This window comes from Mycolicibacterium tusciae, from assembly GCF_002086795.1.
Taxonomy (GTDB): Bacteria; Actinomycetota; Actinomycetes; order Mycobacteriales; family Mycobacteriaceae; genus Mycobacterium; species Mycobacterium tusciae.
Genome location: NZ_MVIM01000018.1, coordinates 55398 through 79232 on the forward strand (window position 1 = coordinate 55398; position 23835 = coordinate 79232).

Genomic DNA, 23835 nt, shown 5'->3' on the forward strand with positions numbered 1-23835 from the left:
CTGCAGCTCAGAACCAATAGTAGACAAAAATCAAAATCTGTTCACAGATTTCGTTGACACCTGCCGGTCCGCACTGTTCTATGACTTGGTGAGTTTTGACACGATCATCAAAAACGGCCGTTGGTTCGACGGCTCCGGCGCGCCGTCGGCCGTGCGCAACATCGGCATCCGCAATGGTCACGTCGCCGCGATCAGCACCGCCGACCTCGACGAGACGGACTCCCCTCGAGTCATCGATGCCACTGGCCAGTGGGTGCTGCCCGGCATGCTCGACATCCACACCCACTACGACGTGGAGGTTCTGGTCGGCCCCGCATTGAGCGAGTCATTGCGACACGGCGTGACCACGGTGATGCTCGGATCCTGCTCACTGTCCACCGTGCACGTCGACGGCGTGGACGCCGGCGACATCTTCGGCCGCGTCGAGGCGATCCCGCGCGAACACGTGATCGGCGCCGTCGACACCCACAAGACCTGGACGAACTGCGAGGAATACATCGCGGCGCTGGAAGCTCGCCCCCTCGGACCCAACGTGGCCGCGTTCATCGGTCACTCCGATATGCGCGCCGCGACCATGGGGCTGGACCGCGCCACCCAGAAGCGGCAACGGCCGACCAGAAGCGAACAAGCCCAGATGGAGAAGTGGCTCGACGAGGCGTTACGCGCCGGCTTCGTCGGAATGTCTTCTCAGCAACTGCTTTTCGACAAGCTCGACGGTGAGGTCTGCCGGTCCCGCACACTGCCGTCAACGTACGCCAAGCCGCGGGAGCTGCGTCGCCTCAAGTCGAAGCTGCGCCGGACCGGCCGGGTGCTGCAGTCCGGACCCGACATCGAGAACCCGCTGAACCTGGGTTCGCAAGTGTTCCAGTCGCTGGGCATCTTCCGCAATCCGCTCAAGACCAGCCTGCTGTCGGCGGCCGACGTGAAGTCGAACCCGTACGCGATCAAGCTGCTCGGCCCGCTGGCACGATTGGTCAACCGGCTGGGCGGCAACTTCCGCTGGCAGCACCTGCCGGTGCCTTTCGAGGTGTACGCCGACGGCATCGATCTGGTGGTCTTCGAAGAGTTCGGTGCGGGCGCGGCGGCGCTGCACCTTCGCGACGAGGTCGAACGCAACGAGCTGCTCCGCGACGAGGCGTACCGCCGAGAATTCCGCAAGCAGTACGAGAGCAAGTTCGGGATGCGGGTGTGGCAGCGCGACTTTTTCGACGCCGAGATCGTCGCGTGCCCCGACGAGTCGGTCGTCGGCAAGTCGTTCGGCCAGGTGGGCCTCGATCGCGGCGGCCTGCACCCCGTCGATGCGTTCCTCGACCTGGTGCTCGAGCACGGGACGGCGCTGCGCTGGCGCACGACGATCTCCAATCACCGGCCCGAGGTGCTCAAGAAGCTGGCGCGGGATCCCGGCATCCAGATGGGTTTCTCCGATGCGGGTGCGCATCTGCGCAACATGGCCTTCTACAACATGAACCTGCGCCTCCTGCGTCACGTCTACGAGGCGCAGCAGGCCGGTAGACCGTTCATGACGGTCGAGCAGGCGGTGCACCGCCTGACGGGCGAACTCGCCGACTGGTACCGCATCGACGCCGGCCATTTGCGCATGGGCGACCGCGCCGACATCGTCGTGATCGACCCCGAGCGGCTGGACGAATCGCTTCAGGCCTACGCCGAGTCACCGGTCGAGCAGTACGGCGGCCTGTCCCGGATGGTCAACCGCAACGACGACACCGTGCGCGCGGTCTTCGTCGCCGGCCGCGCCGTGTTCCTCGACGGCGAACCGACGGACGTCGTGGGCGCGCAGCGCACCGGAAGATTCCTGCGGGCCGCGCACAAGGCGCCGGCCCAGACGATCCAAGAATCGGAGTTGTCAAGTGTCAGTTGAGAATACGGTGCTGGGCATGTGGAAGGCCCTGTCGGCGCGCGACTGGGAGCTCTTGACCACCTTCCTGTCTGACGACTGCATCTACTGCGATATGCCACTAGGGCCGGCGCTTTCCACTCGAGGACCCGAGGACATCATCGCGAAGCTCAAGGTCGGACTCGAGCCGTTGGCATCGTATGAGAATCATGACGGCGTTCTGGTCAGCAATGGCGACGACGTCCTGTACGAGCACTCCGAGACCTGGAAGTGGGTCAGCGGAGAAACCGCTCTGCTGAGGTTTGTCACAGTGCACAAGGTCCACGACGGCAAAATCGCGGTCTGGAAGGACTACTGGGACATGGGCGGGCTGACCAACACCGCGCCCGCGACCTGGCTCGAGGATGTGACGGCGGCATATACCGTGCCGATGTTCGATGCGACCGGTCTGATCTGACGAGTCAGCCGAGCGCGTAGACGCGCTCGGCATTACCTCGGGCGATCAGGTCCACCACGCGCACAGCGTCTGACTCGCTCCATTCGCCGGCGTCGACGAAACCCTGGAATACGTCGCGGATTCCATTGCGCCACAAACGCGCTCCGAGATAGTGCAACTCCGCGGGACCGAATCCGTCGGACGAATAGAGAATTTTGCGAAACGGCGCCATCTCCACCAACCTGCCGATGAACGCCGACGACCGCGCACCGAGAAAGTTGATGGCCAGGCCACCATCGAGATTGACGTTGTTGAACGCCTGCGCCAGATAGCCTGCCTCGCGTTCGTAGGGGTAGCAGTGCAGCAGCACGATCGGCACATCACAGCTGCATCGCAGGAACTCCAGGAGATAGAGCGGATTCGTCGTGCGCAGATCGCAGTCCCGATCACCGAAGCCGACGTGAAATTGGATCGGTTTCCCCAGCCGCAGCGCCTGATACAAGCCGAACCGCAACAGAACGCGGTCGGTCAGGCGCGCCTCTCCACTGTCGCGCCACCGCTGGGCCGCTTTTGCGACCTCGGCGGCGGGGGGCTCCGAGAGGTCACCGGCGAACCCGCCGCGGTACGCCAGAATCGACTTGGTCGCCACCGCGGTCGCCGCCCGCTCATCCAGAATCTCGGCGAATACCGACGCATAGTCGCCTGATGCCCGAACCGCCTGTTCGGCCACCGATTCCAGCCGGACGATCTCGTGCACCCGGCCCACCGACAAATCGTCCAGCTCCGCCAGATCGGCGACCCCGGTGGCGAATCCGGTGTCCACCAGCCAGTCGGACACCCCGGCCGACGACAGGAACAGCTGCGCGAGATCGGCTTCAGAGCGTTCGCGACGCGCCCGCCAATACGAATCGGCGTCGGCGTGGCGGGGCAGCCCGAGCAGTGGTGCGCAATGGGCACGAACCGCGAACCCGAGCTGGGTGTCGAACGCGGAATCGAAGTCGGCCAACGGTTCGATGTTGGCCTCGTTGAGACTGTCCTCGAACCGGCGGCGGTCAACCGGCGCCAACCGGCAGCCATGCACGTGGTGGTCGATCAGCGACACGCCGTCGATGTGCTCGACCAGTCTGGTCACACGCGCTCACACACTCCAGGCCAGACGGAACTTCTCGGCCAGCTCTTCGGGCTTCAGGTCGCCGTAGTTCTGCTGCTCGTAGCGTCGCACCGCGACGACGGCGTCCACCGGTTCGTCACCGAGAATCCCTCGTAACAAGGCGGATTGATCGAGCATGTCGATCGCCTCCACCTGGTCGCGCGCCAGCAGTCGGATTCCGGCCTTGTCGCGTTCGGCGTCGGTCAACGAATCGGGGTCGACGGTGATCTCGGGCGGCGCAGTGAGCTTTCGCTCGATGCCGTCGAGCGCGAGACCGAGCATCGCGGCGGTGGCCAGGTAAGGATTGGCCGACGGGTCGATGATCTTGACCTCCACGTTGGCCCCCTGCGGGTTGCTCGGCCCGCCGATGAGGTAACGGACTGCTGCCTCGCGGTTCTCGGTTCCCCAGCAGACGTGCGCACCCGACCAGTGGCCGGGCTGCATACGCAATCCGGACAGCACCGAGCCGCACAGGATGCCCTGCGCCTCGGGCAGACCGGCCAGCAATCCGGCGATCGCGCTCTCCCCCTCCGCTGTCATCCCGGCCGCGCCTGCACCGCCGGAGAACAGCGGAACATCGCTCCGCTTCATCGAGAAGTGTTGGTGGGAACCAGATCCGACGCTGCCCGCGAAGGGCACCGGCGAGAGACTGACCCGAAGCCCGTACTTCCGGGCGACCCGGCCGATGATGATGCGCGTCAGCACCAGCGCGTCGGCCGCGGCGACCGGCGGCTGTGGGGACAAGGAGATCTCGAACTGATTCCTGCCGTACTCGGGGTGGAACTGTTCGATCGTGATGCCGGAGTTCGTCGCGGCGTTGGTGACATCGCGGACGAAACCTTCGAACTCGAGCACACCGGCAAGCCCGTATTGTGCCCACAGGTGCGACGGAAGCTCGCTGCCGTCCGGCCCGACGAGGACGAACTCCATCTCGTGTCCGACCACCGTTTCGATGCCGGCCTCGGTGATGCGGTCGGAAACCCTGCTCAGGGTGCCGCGGCTGCAGTAGGGATCCGGTGAACCGTCCTGGTTGAAGAAAGCGCCGGGCGCCCAACACAACCCGTCGCCGAGAATGCGCAACGCGCCGAGGTCGATCCGGATGCGCTGATCCCCCACCACCCCGATGGCGTCGCCGAACACGATTCCGGTCTGGTCGATGGCGAAAACGTGAAAGACGGGGCTGGCACCGAGTCCGGGATCGGCGAACGCACCCATCCGACGCAGCGGGACAGTCTTGGCGTTTGTGAGGCCGGCCGAGTTCACGACGGTACCGATCAACGTGGCGACACCGTCGGCCTCGAGTTGGGCGATGGCGGCTGCGGCGAGAGGTTTTGCGGCGCGCGACGTCATTACGCCATTGTGCGCGGTGTCGCTTCGGCTACAACGTGATCTTGCAGGTTTGGCCGATGTCCAGCGTGCGCAGCATCCGGCCCATTCCGAGCCACATCGCACACGACAGCGCGAGGTCGGTGAGCAGCTCGTCGGAGAAGTGCTTGCTTGCGCGCTCCCAGAAATCCTCGTCGTCACGCAATCCGGTGTGGTCGCCGGCGAAGCGCTCGGCGAACTCGGCGGCGATCCGCTCCTGCGAGCTGTAGCCGGGCCACGTCCGCCACTCGGCGGCGTGGTCGTACAGGTCCTCGTCGACCCCAGCGGCGATGCCTTCGGAGTCGCGGGTGTTCTGGCACACCACGCATTCGTTGTCGAGCGCGATGACCATCCGGGCCAACTCGCGGACGCGCATCGGGAGGCGGTTCTTGTTGTAGACCGCGTTGGTGAACCCGGCCATCGCGACACCGATATCGGGTGACTTCACCACCCAGGCTGCGGCGTCGTCGTCGGCAAAAGGTCCAATTCGGCTCATGGCGGCATCGTACGCCGGAACCGTCCCGAATTGGAACACGTTCTAGTTTTCCGCCTATTCCGCACCACGCATGACCGCCGCCACCGTCAACAAAAGGATCTTGAAGTCAAGCGCGAGCGACCAGTTCTCGATGTAGTAGTTGTCCCATTCGACCCGGTCCGCGATCGACGTTTGCCCGCGCAGCCCGTGCACCTGTGCCCAACCGGTGATGCCGGCCTTGACGCGGTGGCGTTCGCCGTAGCGGTGAATCTGTATTTCGAAGAACTCGACGAATTGCGGTCGCTCTGGACGCGGACCTACGAGGCTCATCTCACCCTTGAGAACGTTGATCAATTGCGGCAGCTCATCCAGCGACGTTGAGCGCATGATCTTGCCGATTCCGGTTCGTCTGTCCGCACCTTCGACACCGCCAGGGGCCGAACTCGACTTCAGTTCGAACTCTGCGTCTGAAGCTGTTTCCGGCCGCATGGTGCGGAACTTGAGGCATTGGAAAATCCGTCCATCGCGTCCGATCCGGTCCTGTTTGAAGAAGATCGGTCCCGGTGAGCCGAGCCGAACCAACATGGCCAACGTTATGAGCAACGGGGAGATTGCGAGCAGCCCCACGGCAGCCGCGACGCGATCGATCACGTGTTTGGCGTTGAACTGCCAGCCGTGCGGGTCGGCGCTCGGCAGCGACATCAGCGGCAGGCCGCCGAGATGGTCGACCGTGGCGCGCTCGGCGACTGCGTCGAACATGCGGGGCACCACCCACACCCGCGCTTTGTAACGGTGAGCGACCCGAACGACGCGGGTCAGAGACTCGTCGCGGACCTGCGAGAAGGCAATCAGAACGGCCTCTGCCCCGGTCTTCTCGATCGCTGGGCCAATCGACTCGGGGGTTCCGAGAATGGGGACGTCCGGATTCACATCGGATCTCGCTGCCGAACCTTCGGCATCGAGAAGGCCGACCGGCGTCAGGCCGTACTCCGGGAAAGACCGCAGACGTTCAACGATCCGGCTGGCGACTTCCCCGCTGCCGATGATGAGGGCGGGGGCCATGAAATGGTTGTTCTTCCTCAGTCGCTTCCGAATGAGCGAGTGGAAAAAGTGCGGTATCGGCATCAGTACGGCGGCGCAGACCCACATCTTGGAGACCAAGGCCCCGGCACCAATACCCGTCTGGGTGAGCGTCATGATGCCGAGCACAAAAACTGCGGCAAGTGCGACGTTGGTCTGGATTGGACCGAACTCGTCGATGAAGTTCCGGCCGAGTTTATGTCGGTACAGCTTCTGCACGGCGAACAGGAACACGACAAAGGGCACGAACAACGCGACCATCCACGATGCCGACGGAAGTTGCTCCGACATCGACGACCACCACAAACCGATACTGACCGCCGCCGACGCAGACACGATGTCGATGGCGACGGCGACGACCGTGCCGATTCGACCGATACGAACCAAACCGGCAAGCGCCTTGTACTTTTCGCGCGCGGGGTGGTGGGGCGTCACATCGTTTGGCGCCGGGCCAACGGGTTCGGTCCGCATCGCCATCAGTTGCTCAATTCAGCTTGGCGATTCGTCATATCGGTCGGTGAAATATCTTTGCGCTTGCAAGGTCGGCCATGTCCTGCAGGACGAGGATCTGACCGCCCGACCAGTTGAGCGGCCGGGTATCCCAACTGAAGAGCGAACCGACCGCGTCGTCGTCGTCGCTGAAAATCGGAACACCCGCGTACGCCCCGACCTCACCGCTGAGCACGAGCGGATGGTTTGCCAGCAGCGGGTGCACGGCGGCGTCTTCGACAATGAACGGGATGCCGCTGACCACGGTGAACTTGCTGATCGACAGTTTGCCCGGGCGCACCCTTTCGCCGTCACCGTGAACGACGTTGCGCCCGATGATCAGTTCCCTGCTGTCGTCGAGCAGCGACACCGCAGCGAAAGGCGTTGCCAGCGCTTCTGCCGTCAACAACGCGACGGTGTCGAGGGCGCCGCTCTCAGGCGTGTCCAGCAGGCCCGTGCTGAGCAGAGCGGCCAAGCGCGCCGGGTCACTCAACGAGGGCTGAATTATTTGTTCCAGCGCGTCGGGGTTGGCCGAAAGTTGTTGAATCAACAAATGCGATGCCGCGTCGTCCACGCCGACGCCGACAACAGTGGCTATCAACCCTTCTTTGAGTACTCTCTTTTCAGCATCAGACAGCCCCGTCGCAGCGTGCCACCCGTTTGACGGCGTTGCTTCCCCCACAGACTCAGCGTAAGTCGCCGGGACCCTTCTGGGGCGAAGAGCGCAATCTCCATATCGCGATGCCATCGATATGACGCCGCGCCGGTGTGTTTTCGCGCTTTGATCCCAATACCGAGCGCACGTGGCAAGCTACACGAGGGCTTTGTCTAGTCGTCGGTTCTGGTTCCCAGGGGTGGTGCCACGACGGCTACGACGAAGAAGGAGGACGAGATGAGCGACTTTTCCACTCGGACAACGGAGTCCGGTGTCGTCGTTGTTCAGCCGACCGGGAGGCTGAACATGGTGGCCGCACCCGCGCTACGAAAACAGCTGAATGACATCGTTGATGGTGGCGTGAGTCGAATCGTCGTCGATCTCAGCGCCACGGAATTCATTGATTCGTCCGGTTTGGGCGCACTGATCGCGGCCCTGAAGATTGCGCGGAACGCGGGTGGCGACTTGCGCATCGCGGCTCCCACACAGCAGGTGTGCACCGTGCTGGAGCTGAGCAACCTCGACCGGGTCCTACGGTCCTATGCTTCTGCGGACAGCGCTTTCGAATGAGTGAGCACGCGCTGGAAGCCCTGACCGGTCCCGACACGCTGGCGAAGATCCAGCAAACACTCGAGTCGGCATGGGCGGATGAAGAGGTTTCCGAGCACACCAAGATGTGCATAGAACTCGCGGTCAGTGAGATCGGTACAAACATCATCGCGTACTCAGGTGACGGGCGGCCGGTGCGCTTGCGCATGGTGGTGGACGTACGGCCGGAAAGCGTGGCCGTCAGCTTCACCGACGATGGCCATCCTGCGGAGGTCGACCTGGCGCGGATAACCATGGCCGACGAGGCCTCCGAAAGCGGCCGCGGACTGGCACTCGCGCATCGGGTACTCGACGAGCTGTCCTACTGGCGCGATCAGAAGGGCAATCACTGGACGCTGACTCGGCGTCGATCCGAGTGAGTATGTGCGGCTTCCAGTGACGGGCACGGCTGAATTGTCTGACCAGGTCACGTCGAGCCCGCGCTTATCGCACGCTGAGCCTGCGCGAGACAAACAGGCGTTCGTGAGGAACGGGCGGCAGGCTCCTGACGCAGCCGTCATCGTGACCAATCTGTTCGCATTGTCTGCGGTCGCGGCGCTGAGCATCGTGAGCCAACCGGAGGGCATGGCGACGCCGCCCCTGTGGCCGGCCTCCGGCATCGCGCTCGGCCTGGGCGTCTGCTTCCCGCGTCGCTACCTGTGGTTACTTGCGCCGGCCGTCGCATTGATGGCGCTGCCAGTCTTGTTGTGGGCGGGAAGGCCGATGTCGCTCTCGCTTGCCTTGGCCGCCGCCTTCGCAATCGAGATGGCGGTCGGCACATTGCTGCTGCGCGGGCGTCGAGATCGCGTACCACGGTTCGCAACCCCACGCGATCTTGTCTTGTTCTTCGGAATCGCGTTCGTCTCCGCATCGCTCTACGGGGCGCTCGCCTTCGGCGCCTTCTCGGTGTTCGGCGATCATGCATCAGCCGTGGAGTCGTTGCAGACCGCGCTGCTCAAGCACGCTGCGGGCATCGCGCTGCTCACCCCGATGTACATCGCGCCACCGCTGCGAAACCAACAGGCGGGCGTTGGCGAAACGGTGGGGATCGCGGTGACGGCGCTCGCGGTAACCGCCGCGGTGTTCACCGTCGGGCCGGCGCCCCTGGAATATCTGCCGTTCCTACCGTTGGTATGGGCGGCGCTTCGCTTGTCGACATGGATGCTGTCCCTGCTCATGGTCGGCGTAGCCAGTATCTCGGCCAACGGCAGCATTTTCGGTATGGGCCCGTTGTCGTTCGACCTGTGGGGAATCTCTACGGGAACCGTTCTGATGCAGGTCTATCAAATGTCGATGGTGGCCGTGTTCCTTACGCTGTCCATCGTGGTGGGTTCCGAGCGCGACATGTCGGCGCGCCTTCACGAGAGCGAGGAGTTGTTCCGCAAGAGCTTCAACTCGTCGGTCGCCGGCAAGCTGATGGGTGTCCGTACGACCGATCAATGGATTGTGGAGCGCGCCAACCCCTCAGCACGGGCTCTGCTGCCCGGGCTGCAAGACGGAATCAGGCGCCTCGACACGTTGATGGGTCGGGATGCCGTCAGCCAACTCTCAAGCGCCGCCGACTCCCTTGTCGGCGACAACGCCCGGATGGTCGTGCAGCTCGACGACGGCCGCAGCCTCAATATCAGTTTCGCCGTGATCGGCGAGACGCCTGATGGGACCCAGTTCGTCGTGCACTTCCACGACGTCACCGAATCGGAGCGGTTACGTCAGCTCGAACTCGAGGAGATGAATCGGGCCGCTGAGGTCCAACGTGCACTGCTACCCGGCGAACTCCCCGAGACCCCGGGCTGGTCGTTCGGCACGTCCAACAGCCCGGCCAAACAGATCGGTGGCGATTTCTACGACGTGCGCGTGCATCAACCTTCCATCGTGCTCAGCCTCGGCGATGTCATGGGTAAGGGCATGGACGCGGGAATGCTCGCCGCCGCCACTCGCACCGCGCTGCGATCCAACGATCCCGGGATGACTCCGTCGGCGGTCGTCACACGTGCAGCTGGCATTCTCGAAGGAGATTTGCGTCGCATCAGTGCATTCGTCACGCTTGCCTACGTTCAGGTCGACATCGACTCTGGCGACTTCCGGTTCGCAGACGCGGGTCACGGCTTGCATTATGTCGTCCGGACCAGATCTGGCCGGATCGAAAGGCTTTCGTCCGACGACATGCCCGTGGGATTGGGCGACCGGTGGCGGGAACTCTCCGGCCGCCTGGCGCCGGGCGACATGATCCTGCTCGTCAGTGACGGAGTGCTCGACTTGTGGGGCGGTTCGCTGGAAGGACTCGAGAACGCAATTGCGCAGTGCGCCAACGGGACTGGGACGGGCCCGCAGGAGGCGGTCGACTACTTGTGTGCGAATGCCGGCGAGTTACTCGATGGCGACGACGTCACCGCGGTGGCCTTACGCCGTGCGGGGTGAGCCGCGGTGAGCGCCTCCACCACCACTGATGCCGACGTTGCGATCTCGCGTCGGCGGCGGATCGATTCGCGCCTGACTGTGCAGGGTTGGTTGACAGTCGCATTGAGCGTGATGGGTGTGATTGTCATCGTCAGTTCGGTGGCGGTTGCCATGCTGCTTCACCGCAACGACACTGCCACTGACCAGCTGGCAGACAGTATTCAGCCAGCACGTTCTGCCGCCTTTCGGTTGCAAGCGGCACTGCGCGACCAGGAGACCGGCATGCGCGGCTACGTCATGACTGGAGACCCCCAATTCCTCGAGCCGTACTACACCGGCAAGCAGGCCGAGCAGGCCGCCGCCGCTGAGCTGCGTCAAAACTTGAGGGATCACGACGATCTGCTGGCCGATGTCACCGCGATCGAAACTGTCGCCGAGCAGTGGCGCACCAGCTACGTCGAACCGCTGATCGCAAGAGTTTCGCCCGGTCAACCCTATCCGCTCAGCGTCGCTGAGGCTGACCAAGGCAAGGCGGAGTTCGATGAACTGCGAGCCCTGTTCGACACACAGAATGCTGGCATCTACTCGGCGAGAGACGCCGCCCGCGCTGAACTGCGAGAAGCCCAGACGTGGCGCAACAGGGAGCTGATCGCCGTGTTGGTGGTGATCCTGGGCGCCGCGATGGCGCTGACTCTCTGGGTGCGCCGCGCGGTCACCGGACCGGTAGCCGCCGTCGCGGCGGCATGCAGGCGGATCGCGAAAGGTGATTTCGCAGCCACGATCCCAGCCGAGGGGCCCGGCGATATTCGGGCCATTGCACTGGATGCCGACGATATGCGGCGGCGCATCGTCAACGAGCTCGAGACAACGCGAGCAGCACGAGCCGAGCTCTACGAGAGCGAGGAGTTGTTCCGCAAGAGCTTCAACTCCTCGGTCGCCGGCAAATTGCTGGTATCCCGCGCGTCCACCCAGTGGATTGTCGAGCGTGCCAACCCCTCGGCACAGGCCCTGCTGCCCGGGCTGCGGGACGGAATCACAAACCTTGACCTGCTGATGGGTTCGGATGGCATGGCCGCGCTTTCGGCCGCCGCCGATTCTCTCGTTGACGACGACAACGCACGGCTGACGTTGCAGCTGGCCGACGGCCGCAGTCTGGAAGTGAGTATCGCCGTAATCGGCGAGAAGCCCGAGGGGACCCAGTTCGTCCTGCACTTCCACGACGTCACCGAATCGGAGCGGCTACGTCAGCTCGAGCTGGCGGAGATGAACCGGGCCGTCGAGGTGCAACGTGCACTGGTGCCTGACACCTTGCCAGCGACCCCAGGTTGGACCTTCGGCACGTTCAACAGCCCGGCCCGACAGGTTGGCGGGGACTTCTACGACGTGCGCGTGCATCAACCCTCCATCGTGCTGAGCCTCGGCGACGTCATGGGTAAAGGGATGGACGCGGGAATGCTCGCGGCGGCAACCCGCACCGCGCTGCGCTCCAACGATCCCGCGGCGACCCCATCGACTGTGGTCAACGATGCTGCGGGCATCCTCGAGGGCGATCTGCGCCGGATCAGCGCATTCGTCACGCTGGCCTACGTCCGGGTCGACATGGACTCTGGCGACTTCTTGTTCGCCGACGCGGGCCACGGGTTGCACTTCGTCATTCGCACCCGTTCCGGCCGGATCGAACGCATGGCGTCCAACGACATGCCCATGGGATTGGACGACCACTGGCAGGAACTCTCCGACCGCCTTGCTCCGGGGGACACAATCCTGCTCGTCAGTGACGGAGTGCTCGACCTGTGGGGCGGTTCGATAGCGGGACTCGAGGACGCGATCTCACAGTGCGCCGATGGAAATGGGACGGGCCCGCAGGCGGTCGTCGACTACCTGTGTGCGAGTGCGGACGAGATGCTCGACGGTGACGACGTCACAGCGGTAGCCCTGCGCCGCAGCTGACGAGTGGAGGATGCACTACCTGGCTTGCGCGTCCGGGGTCGCGACCAGTTCGCCGCGGTCCTCCGTCCAGTTCCGCTGCACGAGCATCCGATGCACGATTCGTTCGAGCGCGGCTTCGACCTGATCGCCGTCGGGCCGTCCTTCGAACGAGGATGACGTTGCCAATTTGTCGACGATGCGCCCTACGATGAGCCCGGATATCGCGTCGACCTGCTTCATTCCGGCCTGCGTGAGCCAGAGCCTGCCTCCGCCGCCCAGCACCAGTCCGTCGCGGATCAGCCCGTCGAAGGTGGGCTCGATGACCTCGTGGGGCACCCGCAGGCGCTCGGCGATGTCGGTCAGTGTGGCCGTACCGAACACCTGGTTCTGCCGGTAGATCTGTAGCAGCGCCCACATCTGGGTGACGTCGAGGTTGCACCCGGGGAGTTGGGCGAGACTGCGTAGCCGAATCTCGGGTGAGTCGCGGAAGATCCGTCCGATGGCCACTTCGAGGATCTTCTCGGGCGACTCGGTGCTCGGCATCCCGAAACCCTCACCGAGGTCGCTCGCCGATACGGTTTCGATTTCGCGTAGCCGCACCTCTTTGAGGAAGAGCGAAACCACGAAGCCGACAACTGCGACGGGTACCCCGCAGAGGAACACAGTGCCCAGCGAGTCCGCATATGCATCGACGATCGGTGCGGCCATCTCCGGCGATAGTGCGTGCAGTGCCTGCGGGGAATCCGCGGCCCTGGCGGGTGCCCCGCTCGCCGCCAGCGCAGCCGGGATCAGGCTGGCGAGGAAGTTGGCGAACAGCGAGCCGAAAATCGCTGCGCCGAAAGAGCTTCCGATCGTCCGGAAGAACGTGACGCCGGAAGTCGCGACACCGAGATCGGCGAAACTGGAGGTGTTCTGGACGACGAGAATCAGTACCTGCATACACAGGCCGATACCTGCGCCCAGGATGAACAGCGACACCGACTGCTGCCACAGCGGGGTGGCGGCCCCCATCTGTGACAGCAGCACGAACCCCACCGCCATGGTGGCGGTGCCTACGACGGGGAACACCTTGTACCGGCCGGTGCGGCCGATTATCTGCCCGCTTCCGATGGACGTGATCAGCATCCCCGCCACCATCGGCAGGGTGCGCATACCCGATTCGGTCGCCGAGACGCCGTTGACGAATTGCATGAAGGTGGGCAGGAATGTCAGTGCACCCAGCATCGCGAACCCGACGATGAAGCCAAGGATGCAGCACACCGTGAACACCGGGCTGGCGAACAGTCGGATCGGCAGAATCGGCTCTGCGACATGGGATTCCACCCAGACGAAGATTGCCAGTGCGAGAGCGGAACCGACGAAGAGGCTGATGATCATCGGAGACGACCAGGCGTAGGTGCTGCCGCCCCAGCTGGTGGCCAGCGTCAGGCCGGACGCGGCCACACCGATGAACAGGATGCCCGCGTAGTCGATGACCGCCCTGCCGACCTTGGCCAACGACGGGATGGCCAGGGTTCCGACCACGATCACGAGAACCGCGATCGGAACATTGATCCAGAACGCCCATCGCCAAGTGAGGTGATCGGTGAAGAACCCGCCGAGTAGCGGTCCGATGACGGTGGTGACTCCGAACACGGCGCCGAGCGCGCCCTGATAGCGACCTCGTTCGCGCAACGGGATGACTTCGCCGATGACGGCCATCGCCGTGACCATCATCGCGCCACCCCCGATGCCCTGCAATGTGCGCGATGCGACCAGCATGGTCATCGAGCCCGCGAGCCCACAGAGGACAGATCCGGCGAGGAAGAACAGAACCGCCACCTGGAAGACGGCCTTGCGGCCGAATAGATCCCCGAGCTTCCCGACGATCGCGGTGGCGATCGTGGAGGCCAATAGGTAACTGGTCACCACCCAGGACTGGTGGCCCGCTCCCCCCAGGTCTGCGACGACGGTCGGCAGCGCGGTGGCGACGATGGTCTGATCCAGGGCCGCCATCAACATGCCGAGCAGCACCGCAACAAAGATGATGTTGCGGCGCCCAGCGCTGATCAGCGCGCTGGGAGATTCACAATCTGCGGCAGCCGCGTCCGTTCGCGTGCTCGTCATACCTGCCTTCCATCGGTGGCGTACCCATCAGACCTATCGTTAGACAGGCTATGAAAGTTACGGCACCGCGGGAAGATTAGGCTCCGAGATGGGCGCCCCACGAAGTTGGGGACTGATGACGGATGTGACCGTGGACTATGCGCTGGTTGGCGGCCGCGACACGCACTGGGCCGAGTACAGCTCGACGCCGAGCTTGTCCATCAGCTGGAGCTGGGTTTCGAGGTAGTCGATGTGATCCTCTTCGTTGGCCAGGATGCCCTCCAAGAGGTTCGCCGAGGTGGCGTCCTCCTTCTCGCGGCACATGATGATGCCGGGCCGCAGCCGCCCTACCACCTCGTATTCGATGGCCAGGTCGGCCTCGAATTGCTCACGCAATGTCTGACCAATTCGCAGGGAGAACAACCGCTGATAGTTCGGCAGTCCGTCGAGCAGCAGAATTCGGTCGGTGATCGACTCGGCATGCTGCATTTCTTCGAACGACTCTTTGCGCGTGTATTCAGCCAGCTCGGTGAATCCCCAATTTGCCTGCATCTTCGAATGCAAGAAATACTGGTTAATGGCGGTCAATTCGCTCGTCAGTTGCTCGTTGAGCAATTTCAGAACGTCGGGATCCCCTTGCATCATCGCTCCTAGGCAACTTGAGGGCTGGCAGTTGTCGCAGTCGGTAGTGCCATACCCAATCTAGTGCACGAAATGTGTATCGGCGCATCTTCTCGTTGCGCTGAGCGTGTTTTCGGGGTGATCGTGAACGATCGGGACACCGGCGGGGCGCAGATCAGGTACCTACTCTGGACTGCCTAGGCTAAGTAAGGTTAGACTGCGCTAACGCTTGCAAGCCTGACCTACGGATAGGGAATGGGAATGAGTGATTTCGATCTGCACTCACTTATTCTCGCTTGCGATTTCCGTGTTGATGACGTCGATCGTATGTGGAAATGGCTGAAGAAGCATTCTGACGGACTCGCCGCTATCGGGGCCCACCATGTCGTTCTCTACACATCGATATGGGAACAGAACCGTGTATTGGTGACGATTGGTATTCGGCATGTCCGTTCGATGCGGGACGTACTGCGGTCACCCGAGATTTTCGAGTGGTTCAACATTTCGGGTGCCGACGACATTCCACCGATCTTCGGTGGCGAGGTCGTCGAGAAGATCGATCTGTACCCGCCGTCAGCCGACGACCATGTCGGCCGGGTCGTCGTCGGGGTCATGTCCTCGGTCGAAGACGTCTCCGCACTGATGGTCAAGGTGCACGACGGACTCGAGCGCTTCAAGCTCGGCGGAGTACGCAAGATCTGGGTTTATCGCGCGCTCGACGACGGGCAGGAAGTCATGATCCTGCAGGAGATCGAGGACGAGTCCGCGGCCCGGCAATGGATCGACCATCCGGATGCGGCCGCGGAATGGATGTCGAATGCGGGCCTGGGCCCCTACCCCACCCAGTTCGTGGGCAGGTTCGCCCACCTCATGAGCATCGACGAGCGGAGCTGAGCCGCCGATGTTCGTATGCCTGTGCATGGGAGTGACGAGCCACGACGTCGACAAGCTCGTCGCCAACGGCGCCTGCACGTCCAAGCAGATCACCGAAGCCTGCGGCGCCGGCGGCGACTGCGGCCGATGCCGCCGTACATTGCGCGCCATCATCGCCACCCATCACGATGTCGCCGGCTGCCCGTCGAAGAACGGCTGCGCGAAAAGAACGCTGAGCCGTTGACGAGTAGCAGGATCGGCGCGCTTAACGGGTTGATCGCCAGCGCCATGTGCGTGGAATCAACCCGCTAGCGCCGGCGCCTACTTACCCCTACCGGTGAAATCGGCCAGGGCGGCGGCATTGGCGGCCGCGCCCATCAGGACCGAGAAGTGCCCGTTCTCTCGTTCCGTCGCCGCGGCGATGCCCTCGCGAGTTGGCGCGATGATCGTCTGCTTGACCGCCATGAGGCTCGAAATCGGTCGTGCCGCAAGGATTTCAGCATGGCGGCGCGCCTCTGGCAACAAATCGTCGGGCTCGCAGACCTTCCAGACCAGCCCCATCGCCCGCGCCTCCTCGGCACCGACCCATTCCGAGGACAGCAACAGCCATGCGGCGTTCTGCCGGCCCATCAACCGTGGCAACAGGTACGACGACGCCGCTTCCGGCGCCACGCCGAGGCTGGTGAAGGGGGTCTTCAGGCGTGCGGTCGAGGACATGAACGCCAGATCCGCGTAACCGAGGATCGTCGCACCGATGCCCACCCCCACTCCGTTCACCGCGATGATCAACGGTTTGGGGAAGTCGGCGAGCGCTTGGATCATCGTCGAGAAGTGGCTGCCCTTCTCGTTGAACTCGGGATCGGTGATGCGCCTCTGCATTTCGTTGAGGTCGTTGCCGGCGCTGAACGCCCGCCCGGCGCCCGTCAACAACACCACGGCGACTTCCGGATCGGCGGCGGCCTCGTTCAGCGCGGTCGCGGTGGCGAAGTACAGCTCGTCGTTGAACGCGTTGAGGACGTCGGGCCGATTGAGAGTCAGGGTCCGCACCCGCTGGTCGTCGGCAATCTCGAGAATCACGCCAGCAGCGTATGCGCTAACCGTTGCTGTACACCCGGGCGGGTGCGATAAGCACGACCGTGCGGCGCTGCTCGGCCATCACCCGGTCGTATTCGTCCCAATCGTCGTGTGTGCCACCGGCGGCGGTGAACACCTCACGCAACAGCAGACGAAGCTCCTCGGCATCGACCAGCCAAGCCTGAGGATCGTCGGGACCCGCCAACTCCGCTGTGCCTTCGACGGTGGCCCACTGCCATCCGTTGCGGAACGTGACCGCGAGTTGTGGACGTGCGCGCAGGTTCGCCATTTTCACCTTGCCGTAGGTGACGAACCCCAGGGCCTGCTGTCCCGTCGCGGGATGGGTCAGCACACCGACGTTGACCAGTGACGCCTGGACCGTGGCGTCGGCGCGCACGGTCGAGACCACAGCGAGGCCACTGTCGTCGGCCGCAAGGGCGAAGGCTTCCTCCAGTGTGGGCATCTGAGCATCACCCGATCCGGTTGTCGGTGACGAACGGCGTCCGATAAACGTAGCGGCTCGTCGGCACGGTGTCGACGTTGCGGTTCGCACCGAATGCCGAGGTGCTGGCCACCATTCGGTCCATCCGGCGGCTCAGTTCGGCGTCGTCGGGAGCGCCGAAGAATGCGTGCAGATCGGTGATCGCCGCTTCGGGAAAGAGCTCTTCGACGATCGCGTCGATCGGCGGGGCGTCCGGAGTCAAGGCGCGCACGACCGCGTTCTGGGTGTAGCCGAACGTGGACTGCGTTTCGATGGCCACCGGTGTGTGGTCGATGTGCCAGCGCCGCAGCCAGGTGGCCTCGTCCAAGTCCTGGGGCCTGCGCAGGAGCGCGATGTTCGCGAAGCCGTCGGTGCGCGCACCGGCTGCGGTGGCGGGCGGCGGTAACGGTACCGATTCGGTGACCAGATAAGCGGCGACCTCGTCCGCCTCGGACGCCAGCCGGGACAGCGCCGCGGTCACCGGCTCGGCGTACGACTGATGCACCCACAGAGTGACGAACCCGACGACCGGCGGCTCCAGGGTCGTCAACGTCATGAGTGAGTTGCGCACGACGCCGTCACGCACATTGACCGTCAGTCCAGGCAATCCGAGCTCGAGCAGGTCCGCAACGACGTCGGTCCGCATCCTCGTGCACCATGCGTCATCCGCATCCGCGCGCCGGAGCGCGATGATCACCTTCTCCACCGGTCGAACCTACCGCGCGGACGTGGTCAGGCTTCCAGCCTCGCCCGGATGCTCGCCAGCCGCTGTTTGAGTTCGGCCTCGTCGATGACGCCTCGGCTCACCAGAGAATGCGCCAGCGACATCAGCTGGTTCTCGGGATACGGCAGGTTGGAGTACAGCGTCGCCGATAGCGCGTCCTCCTCGTCACGGCGCTGCTTGAAATCGGGGATGTTCTCGTCACACGAGGCCCGGTCCAAAGCGTCGCACATGCCGTCCAGACTCGACTTCCACGGCGGCACAGGATTTTCGACGCCCCACTTGGCGGCCATCCGGGCCCAGACCTGATCGCGCTCGACGATCTCCTCCAGCGGTGCGATGCGGGAGGACTCGATCGACGCGGGACCGTCGGCGGCGTTCATCCGGCGTTGCCCGGATGAATCGCGGGACGGGTGTCGACGATCATGTTGGTCGTGACCCCCGCCTTCGGCAGGGCTACGCCGATCAGGCAGTCGCGAGTGATGATCTCGACGAGCTGATCCTCGGTCCAGCCCTCGGTGCCCTCGGGCTGCAGGGGCATCACCATGAATCGGTGCTTCTGGTTGGAATCCTGGACATGGACCGTGATTTCGTCCGGCAGGTACAGCCCGAACTCCGCCAGCACCTGCCTGGGCCAGCGGACCAGACGCCGACGATAGTTGGGGGTGCGGTACCACTCCGGTGAGTTACCGAGTATCGGTCTCGGGTAGCACGAGCACAGCGCGCAGACGATGACGTTGTGCACCGTCGGGGTGTCCGCCAGGATCTGGAATGCGGTGAAGTCACTCGGCGTACCCCAGCCGGTGGGATGCAGCCAATCGACGCCGACCTCCTTGCTCGCCGTCATCGGTTCGGCAAGAGCGAGTTCCTTGAACGCCGGATCGACCCACGCCTTGGCCACCAGGCGAGCGGCGGGGGTCGGGCCGATCTGCTCGGCGAACTCGGTCATCAATCGGTGCTCTTCGGCCGTGAAGATGCCCTTCTCGATGCACAGTTCGCGAAGTGCGATCTCCAGAACCTCGAAGTCCGTGATCTCGTCGACCATCGGCGCGACGGTCCGGTCGTGATCGTGGTCGTGGTCATGACCGTGGTCAGACAAGTCGAAATCCCTTCTCTCAGAGTCTATTTAGCGGCGTCGAGCCAGTGTTCAGGTATTTCGGTGGATATGACGTCGTGGTCGGTTCCGGTATAGCCGTACCAGAGGTCGGCCATGTTGAACCTGACGACGTAAAACCACTCCGGCTTTGCGGGACGATCCCAGGTTTCGTCCTCGGCCGCCGGGCTCTCGTAGGCGACGGCCTCGATTTCGCCGGTCGCACCGCGCACGTATTCAGGGGTGCGGGTATAGAAGATCACCGGGAGTTCGCGCACCACGACCGGGTCACCGACCTTGAACCTGGGCGTCCCGGCCTGACCGGAATAGCACTGCGGATCGCCCTTCCCGTCCGCCTCTTCGGCGTGCTGGTTGCGCTTGACTTGCGATCCGTCGCCCTCGGACTTCGGTTTGGCCTCCAGCGTCTTGCCCTCGAGCCCACCCGCGTAGCGCTGTTGGACCTCGGCCATCCGCTCGCTCAACTCGGTCAGCCCGATGTGGTGCTTCTCCACCAGAACGCGAGCGACAGCGAGCAACCAGCGGCCGTAGTACGGCAGGCCGAGATATTCCGCGCGCCCGACGTCGACATTGCCGATGCGCCGTCGCTCCTCCGACAGCCAGACGCCGCGCCAGCCCAGCACCTCGCAGATGACGTAGGTCATGTGTTCCCAGAGCTCGTACTGCTTGTTCTCGTATTTCATCGGCGCGTCCGGCTCGCCGCCGACGTCGTGGACGGGCTTGAGGTACGCGGTGATACGGCCGTGGTCAAGCATGTCCGGGGTCGGCGCATCGGGAAGTTCCGGGTATGCCGATTTGAGTCGGGACGTCAGTTCGAGTTGAGCCGCCCGCTCTGCTGCAGTGCTCATCAAGGGTCCCTTCGTCGGCCGGACGTGCCGGCGCTCATTGCTGGTCGGCGAATCTGAACGGGGGGCGGAGTGCGGTGCGCCGGGCAACGTCCAGCAACGCCGTCGAACACGACAGCATTGTTGGGCATCGGCACCTCCCGGCTGCTCCAAAAAACCCAGGGCCGACTCTATCGGGCAAATTGAACTTATACATACAAATGGAACACGAACTCAGCTGTTGACGAATACGTAAATCCCTGGGGGGTCTTGCCAAGTGCCGCAAGCTGTTTGGCGCCGGGCTCACCGAGCCTGATCGCCCATCCCGAAAACGACGCGGGCGGCTTTGTCGCGCGACTCGCACCGAGTTCGGTCGTCGAGCGGCTTCGGTGACGTCAGAATGGGTGGATGACCACTGCCAGCCGGGTCTTCGAGGTGTTGAAGCCGCCCACGCCGGACCTCGGCGCGGTGGTTCGCAGCCTGCTCGGTGTCCTGGCGACGGCGATCCTCGCGCTGGCCATCGGCGGCGGTGCCGCCGCGGTTTGGACGGCCGCCGCCGGGGTGGTCTGTGCCGCGATCGCGCTGCAGGACAGCCCCGGCGGACGTGTCCAACTCGTCGTTATCGTGGCCTTGCAGATGGCCGGCGCCGTCCTCGTCGGAGCGTTGACCTCGGCGTACACCATCGTGTTCATCGTCGTCGTCGCGGTGTGGTGCCTGGCGGCCGGCATGCAGTGGGCGCTCGGGGGTAATGCGGGGCTCGTCGCCGCCGCCGGCAGTGCGCTGTTGGTGATGGCACCTCCGGATGCGCCGTCGGTGACGTCGGTCGCGCTGCCCACGATCCTGACGATCGCGGCGGGCTGTGTGCAGGCGGCGCTCGTCGCCGTCTGGCCTCCCCAGCGTTGGCGCACGCAGAGCGATGCGTTGGCGCTGGCGTACCGGTCGCTGGCCGCCGAGGCGCGACGCATCGGCGCCGATCAAGGCGAGCCCCCGGAGGAGGCGGCGCAACTGACCGGGCTTCGCGACGCGTTCGCCGACACCCAGGCCACCAGGCGGCCAGAGGCTTACCACGGCGGCCATCGCCTACCCGAGCGGTTGATGGCAACACTGCTGGCGCTGCGCGGAGCCGGCAACGATGAGCGCGAACGTGTCTCGCACATGCTGAACGACGCCGCGGTGGCGCTCGACGCGATCGCCGAGAACAAGCACAACGCACGACGCGAAGCCGAGCACGCCCTGGTCCGCGTCGACACCGTGGTGTCGGCCATGAAGGGGCCCGAAGCGGTAGCCGCGCAGCGGTTCTCGAAGCAACTACAGCAAGCGGCCGAGTTCCGGTTTCCCGACCTGCTCCAACCTGTGGTGATCAGCCCATTGCGGACCGCGCTCACCGAAGTCCGCAAGCACCTGACGTGGGCGTCGCCGATCCTGCGACATGCCGTGCGGTTATCGGTGGCCCTCGCGCTGGCCACCGCCGCCGACCGGTTCGCACCGATCGAGCACGGCCACTGGATCGCGCTCACCGTCCTGTTCGTCCTGCGGCCCGAGACGGCGCACACCTACACCCGTTGCGTCGGCCGGGTCGCGGGTATCGCCGGTGGCATCATTCTCGCGTCGGTGATCACCACGATCTGGCAGCCGACAGGTGCGGCCGCCGCGGTGCTGTCCGTGGGGTTTCTCGCCGTCACCTTCTGGGTGGTGCGATTCGGATACATCGCGGCGAGCGCGGGGGTGGCGACCGCGGTGGTGTTCCTGCTGGACATCGACGCCGCCGCGGCCGGCGCAACGGTGGAAGACCGGCTGTTCTCCGTCGTGATCGGCGGCGGGCTGGCGGTCATGGCGCACGTGGTGCTACCCGATGATGCGCTGACGCGGCTGCAGCAACGCGCCGGCGAATTGCTCAAGACCGAAATCGATTATGCGGCAACGGTGGTCAAGGCATTCGTCCATGAACTCGATCACCCTGCCGACGCCATGTCGGCCGCCTGGCAGCGCGCGTTCCGGGCGCGGGCCGCGTTCGAAGCCGCGTCCGGCGCGGCGCGGATGGATTCGCGGGATCTACGTCGGTGGCTGCGCTCCTATCGCACCGCGCTCAACGCGGTCACCAGCGCGTGCACGTCGCTCGAGCGCAGCCTGCCGATGCAGTCGCCCGACAAGCTGACTCCCGATTTCATCGCCGCGGTCGACGATTACGTCGAAGCGCTGCGGGGCGCACCGCCGAATCCCGCACTGCCGTGGACCGTCGACGTCGCCGCGCTGACGGCCGCGGATACGCAGGTGCGCGAGCAGGCGGTGCTGCTGCCAGGTGACAACGGGGCGGCGCGGGTACTGGTCTCCGAGATCGGGGCCATCACGCGCAGCCTCGTCGGCATCGTGCCTAGCCGCGAGCCCACTTCGGCTGTATGAAGATGCCTTCCGCCTCGACGGTGATGCCGTCCTCGTCGGCGAGGTGGCCCGCGGCATAGGCCTTGAACCCGTCGGTCCGGGTGATCCTCGCCTCGGCGTGTAGCTCGCCGAGCCGGGTGGGCCGCAGATAGCGCAGCGTGATGGTGCCGGTGAAGCGTGGCGTTTCCTCGTTGGCCGCCACCTCACCGAGCACATGGTCGAGGACAAGCGCGGACACTCCACCGTGCACATGTCCGGGCGGCCCTTCGTACGCCGCCCCCAGGTGAAAGTCGGTGAACACCCCGCCATCGTCGTCGCGCTGGATGTTCAACGGCGGCGCGATCGGATTGCGGATCCCGATCACTGGATTTCCCCATGCCATGCGATCGCCGCCCGTGGTGGAGCGCACGCCGAAGGGACCGTCGCATTGTTGGGACCGCAGCCGCGCCGTCGCCGCGCCGATCTCGGCCGTCACCTCGCCCACGGTGTCGGCGTCGACCTCGGTACGGATCGTCGCGTCGATGAGCTCGCGGACCGCGGCGGCAAGGGGCTCGTATACGGCGCGCATGCGTTCGACCTCCGCCGAGGACACGTCGCCGATGTCGGTGTACTGCACCACCCGTGCACTAGAACACGTTCTAGTGAAGGTTGTCGAGTCGCCCCGCGAGGGGTGGCGTTTCACCCGACGAGATCAGCGAGCGCCGCGCGGGCGGCGGCGACACGGCGGCCCCGTTCGAGTTCGATCAACGCGCACTCCGCCGTCGCGGCAACCCACAGTCGCGCCGCCTCCCGGGGATGGGCGCTGCCGAGTGCACCGAAATCGGCAGCCACGACGTCGACATTCATCCGGTTTCGTCGCGTCACCTCGTCGGCGATCGGGAGATGGCCGCGGGCCTCCAGCAGCAGCGCCTTCACGCCGCGATCGCGAAGACAGGCATCCAGGTAGGTGTCCGCGGCGGCAGCCAAACGGTCCCGACCCGGTTCCAGATCGGCGATGACGGCCGTCACCTCCTCGAAGAGCACGTCGTGAAAGCGGCGGTGCAGTGCGACCAGATAGGACACCCGATCCGGAAAGTGGTGGAAGAACGTGCCTTTCGACACGCCTGCCGCAGCGACGACGGCGTTGACGCTCAGACCCTCGAGCCCGAGGTTCTCGGCGAGCACCAACCCCGTCTCAATCAGGTTCGCGCGTGTCTGCTGGGCCGCAGCCACCCGCTTGTTGGCCACTTCCACGCTGCCTCCCTTGC

General features: G+C 64.6%; 24 protein-coding genes. 9 read left to right on the forward strand and 15 right to left on the reverse strand.

Annotated features, from left to right (window positions below):
* Positions 1–88 precede the first annotated feature (88 nt).
* Both BST47_RS25130 and BST47_RS25135 read left to right on the forward strand, forming a co-directional pair.
* The gene (locus BST47_RS25130; RefSeq protein WP_207568695.1) at positions 89–1879 is read left to right on the forward strand and encodes an N-acyl-D-amino-acid deacylase family protein; all 1791 of its coding nucleotides are present in this window, start codon (positions 89–91) and stop codon (positions 1877–1879) included.
* Positions 1869–2312, forward strand: coding sequence for a nuclear transport factor 2 family protein (locus BST47_RS25135; RefSeq protein ID WP_083128398.1), 444 nt, complete (start codon positions 1869–1871; stop codon positions 2310–2312). Before BST47_RS25130 ends, BST47_RS25135 begins: the two co-directional genes overlap by 11 nt.
* 4 nt (positions 2313–2316) lie before the next feature.
* On the opposite strand, the gene BST47_RS25140 is transcribed toward BST47_RS25135, so the two are convergent.
* The 5 genes from BST47_RS25140 to BST47_RS25160 are packed head-to-tail and all read right to left on the reverse strand — an operon-like array spanning position 2317 to position 7451.
* The gene (locus BST47_RS25140) at positions 2317–3423 is read right to left on the reverse strand and encodes an amidohydrolase family protein (RefSeq protein ID WP_083128399.1); all 1107 of its coding nucleotides are present in this window, start codon (positions 3421–3423) and stop codon (positions 2317–2319) included.
* Between the two features lie 6 nt (positions 3424–3429).
* Positions 3430–4791 (reverse strand): type I glutamate--ammonia ligase, encoded by a 1362-nt coding sequence (locus BST47_RS25145; protein WP_083128400.1) that lies wholly within the window; start codon positions 4789–4791, stop codon positions 3430–3432.
* Positions 4792–4819: 28 nt separating this feature from the next.
* Positions 4820–5302: a carboxymuconolactone decarboxylase family protein gene (locus tag BST47_RS25150; protein ID WP_083128454.1), complete on the reverse strand. Its 483-nt coding sequence runs from the start codon at positions 5300–5302 to the stop codon at positions 4820–4822.
* Positions 5303–5356: 54 nt separating this feature from the next.
* On the reverse strand, positions 5357–6838 hold the full coding sequence (locus tag BST47_RS25155) for a sugar transferase (RefSeq protein ID WP_083128401.1): 1482 nt from the start codon (positions 6836–6838) through the stop codon (positions 5357–5359).
* A gap of 28 nt (positions 6839–6866) precedes the next feature.
* Positions 6867–7451 (reverse strand): GAF domain-containing protein, encoded by a 585-nt coding sequence (locus BST47_RS25160; protein WP_234809853.1) that lies wholly within the window; start codon positions 7449–7451, stop codon positions 6867–6869.
* 291 nt (positions 7452–7742) lie between these two features.
* Here BST47_RS25160 and BST47_RS25165 point away from each other — a divergent pair, with 291 nt between their 5' ends.
* The 4 genes from BST47_RS25165 to BST47_RS25180 all read left to right on the forward strand — a co-directional run bounded on the left by BST47_RS25165 (position 7743) and on the right by BST47_RS25180 (position 12440).
* A complete protein-coding gene (locus BST47_RS25165; protein ID WP_083128403.1) occupies positions 7743–8075 on the forward strand; it encodes an STAS domain-containing protein in 333 nt (110 codons plus the stop codon).
* Positions 8072–8473, forward strand: coding sequence for an ATP-binding protein (locus BST47_RS25170; RefSeq protein WP_083128404.1), 402 nt, complete (start codon positions 8072–8074; stop codon positions 8471–8473). The genes BST47_RS25165 and BST47_RS25170 overlap by 4 nt, the downstream gene beginning before the upstream one ends.
* Before the next feature lie 142 nt (positions 8474–8615).
* The gene (locus tag BST47_RS25175) at positions 8616–10511 is read left to right on the forward strand and encodes a SpoIIE family protein phosphatase (RefSeq protein ID WP_234809854.1); all 1896 of its coding nucleotides are present in this window, start codon (positions 8616–8618) and stop codon (positions 10509–10511) included.
* A gap of 6 nt (positions 10512–10517) precedes the next feature.
* Entirely contained in the window at positions 10518–12440 is a 1923-nt protein-coding gene (locus BST47_RS25180; RefSeq protein ID WP_083128405.1) for a CHASE3 domain-containing protein, read from the forward strand.
* Between the two features lie 15 nt (positions 12441–12455).
* Here BST47_RS25180 and BST47_RS25185 read toward each other — a convergent pair whose 3' ends face one another.
* Positions 12456–14525, reverse strand: coding sequence for an MDR family MFS transporter (locus tag BST47_RS25185; protein WP_083128406.1), 2070 nt, complete (start codon positions 14523–14525; stop codon positions 12456–12458).
* A gap of 135 nt (positions 14526–14660) precedes the next feature.
* Complete coding sequence (gene bfr, locus BST47_RS25190) at positions 14661–15146, reverse strand: bacterioferritin (RefSeq protein ID WP_083128456.1); 486 nt, start codon at positions 15144–15146, stop codon at positions 14661–14663.
* A 240-nt stretch (positions 15147–15386) separates the two neighbouring features.
* Here bfr and BST47_RS25195 point away from each other — a divergent pair, with 240 nt between their 5' ends.
* Positions 15387–16019 (forward strand): fatty-acid--CoA ligase, encoded by a 633-nt coding sequence (locus BST47_RS25195; RefSeq protein WP_083128407.1) that lies wholly within the window; start codon positions 15387–15389, stop codon positions 16017–16019.
* Positions 16020–16026: 7 nt separating this feature from the next.
* Positions 16027–16242, forward strand: a complete 216-nt coding sequence (locus tag BST47_RS25200; protein WP_083128408.1) for a (2Fe-2S)-binding protein — start codon at positions 16027–16029, stop codon at positions 16240–16242.
* Between the two features lie 77 nt (positions 16243–16319).
* Here BST47_RS25200 and BST47_RS25205 read toward each other — a convergent pair whose 3' ends face one another.
* From BST47_RS25205 to BST47_RS25230, 6 genes are all read right to left on the reverse strand, one after another.
* Entirely contained in the window at positions 16320–17075 is a 756-nt protein-coding gene (locus BST47_RS25205) for an enoyl-CoA hydratase/isomerase family protein (RefSeq protein ID WP_083128409.1), read from the reverse strand.
* 16 nt (positions 17076–17091) lie between these two features.
* Positions 17092–17535, reverse strand: coding sequence for a TIGR03618 family F420-dependent PPOX class oxidoreductase (locus BST47_RS25210; RefSeq protein ID WP_083128410.1), 444 nt, complete (start codon positions 17533–17535; stop codon positions 17092–17094).
* A 7-nt stretch (positions 17536–17542) separates the two neighbouring features.
* Complete coding sequence (locus BST47_RS25215) at positions 17543–18259, reverse strand: EthD domain-containing protein (protein ID WP_083128411.1); 717 nt, start codon at positions 18257–18259, stop codon at positions 17543–17545.
* 26 nt (positions 18260–18285) lie between these two features.
* Positions 18286–18657, reverse strand: coding sequence for a thiocyanate hydrolase (locus BST47_RS25220; RefSeq protein ID WP_083128412.1), 372 nt, complete (start codon positions 18655–18657; stop codon positions 18286–18288).
* Positions 18654–19319 (reverse strand): thiocyanate hydrolase subunit gamma, encoded by a 666-nt coding sequence (gene scnC, locus BST47_RS25225; RefSeq protein WP_083128457.1) that lies wholly within the window; start codon positions 19317–19319, stop codon positions 18654–18656. Before scnC ends, BST47_RS25220 begins: the two co-directional genes overlap by 4 nt.
* Before the next feature lie 77 nt (positions 19320–19396).
* On the reverse strand, positions 19397–20233 hold the full coding sequence (locus BST47_RS25230) for an SH3-like domain-containing protein (RefSeq protein ID WP_083128413.1): 837 nt from the start codon (positions 20231–20233) through the stop codon (positions 19397–19399).
* A gap of 384 nt (positions 20234–20617) precedes the next feature.
* On the opposite strand from BST47_RS25230, the gene BST47_RS25235 reads away from it, so the two are divergent.
* Positions 20618–22609, forward strand: a complete 1992-nt coding sequence (locus BST47_RS25235; RefSeq protein WP_083128414.1) for an FUSC family protein — start codon at positions 20618–20620, stop codon at positions 22607–22609.
* Here the strand turns inward: BST47_RS25235 and BST47_RS25240 are convergent.
* On the reverse strand, positions 22581–23207 hold the full coding sequence (locus tag BST47_RS25240; protein ID WP_083128415.1) for a PaaI family thioesterase: 627 nt from the start codon (positions 23205–23207) through the stop codon (positions 22581–22583). The two genes, BST47_RS25235 and BST47_RS25240, sit on opposite strands and share 29 nt — an antisense overlap.
* 59 nt (positions 23208–23266) lie before the next feature.
* Positions 23267–23821 carry a TetR/AcrR family transcriptional regulator gene (locus BST47_RS25245; RefSeq protein WP_083128416.1) on the reverse strand — a complete coding sequence of 185 codons (555 nt, stop codon included), beginning with the start codon at positions 23819–23821 and terminating at the stop codon, positions 23267–23269.
* Positions 23822–23835 lie beyond the last annotated feature (14 nt).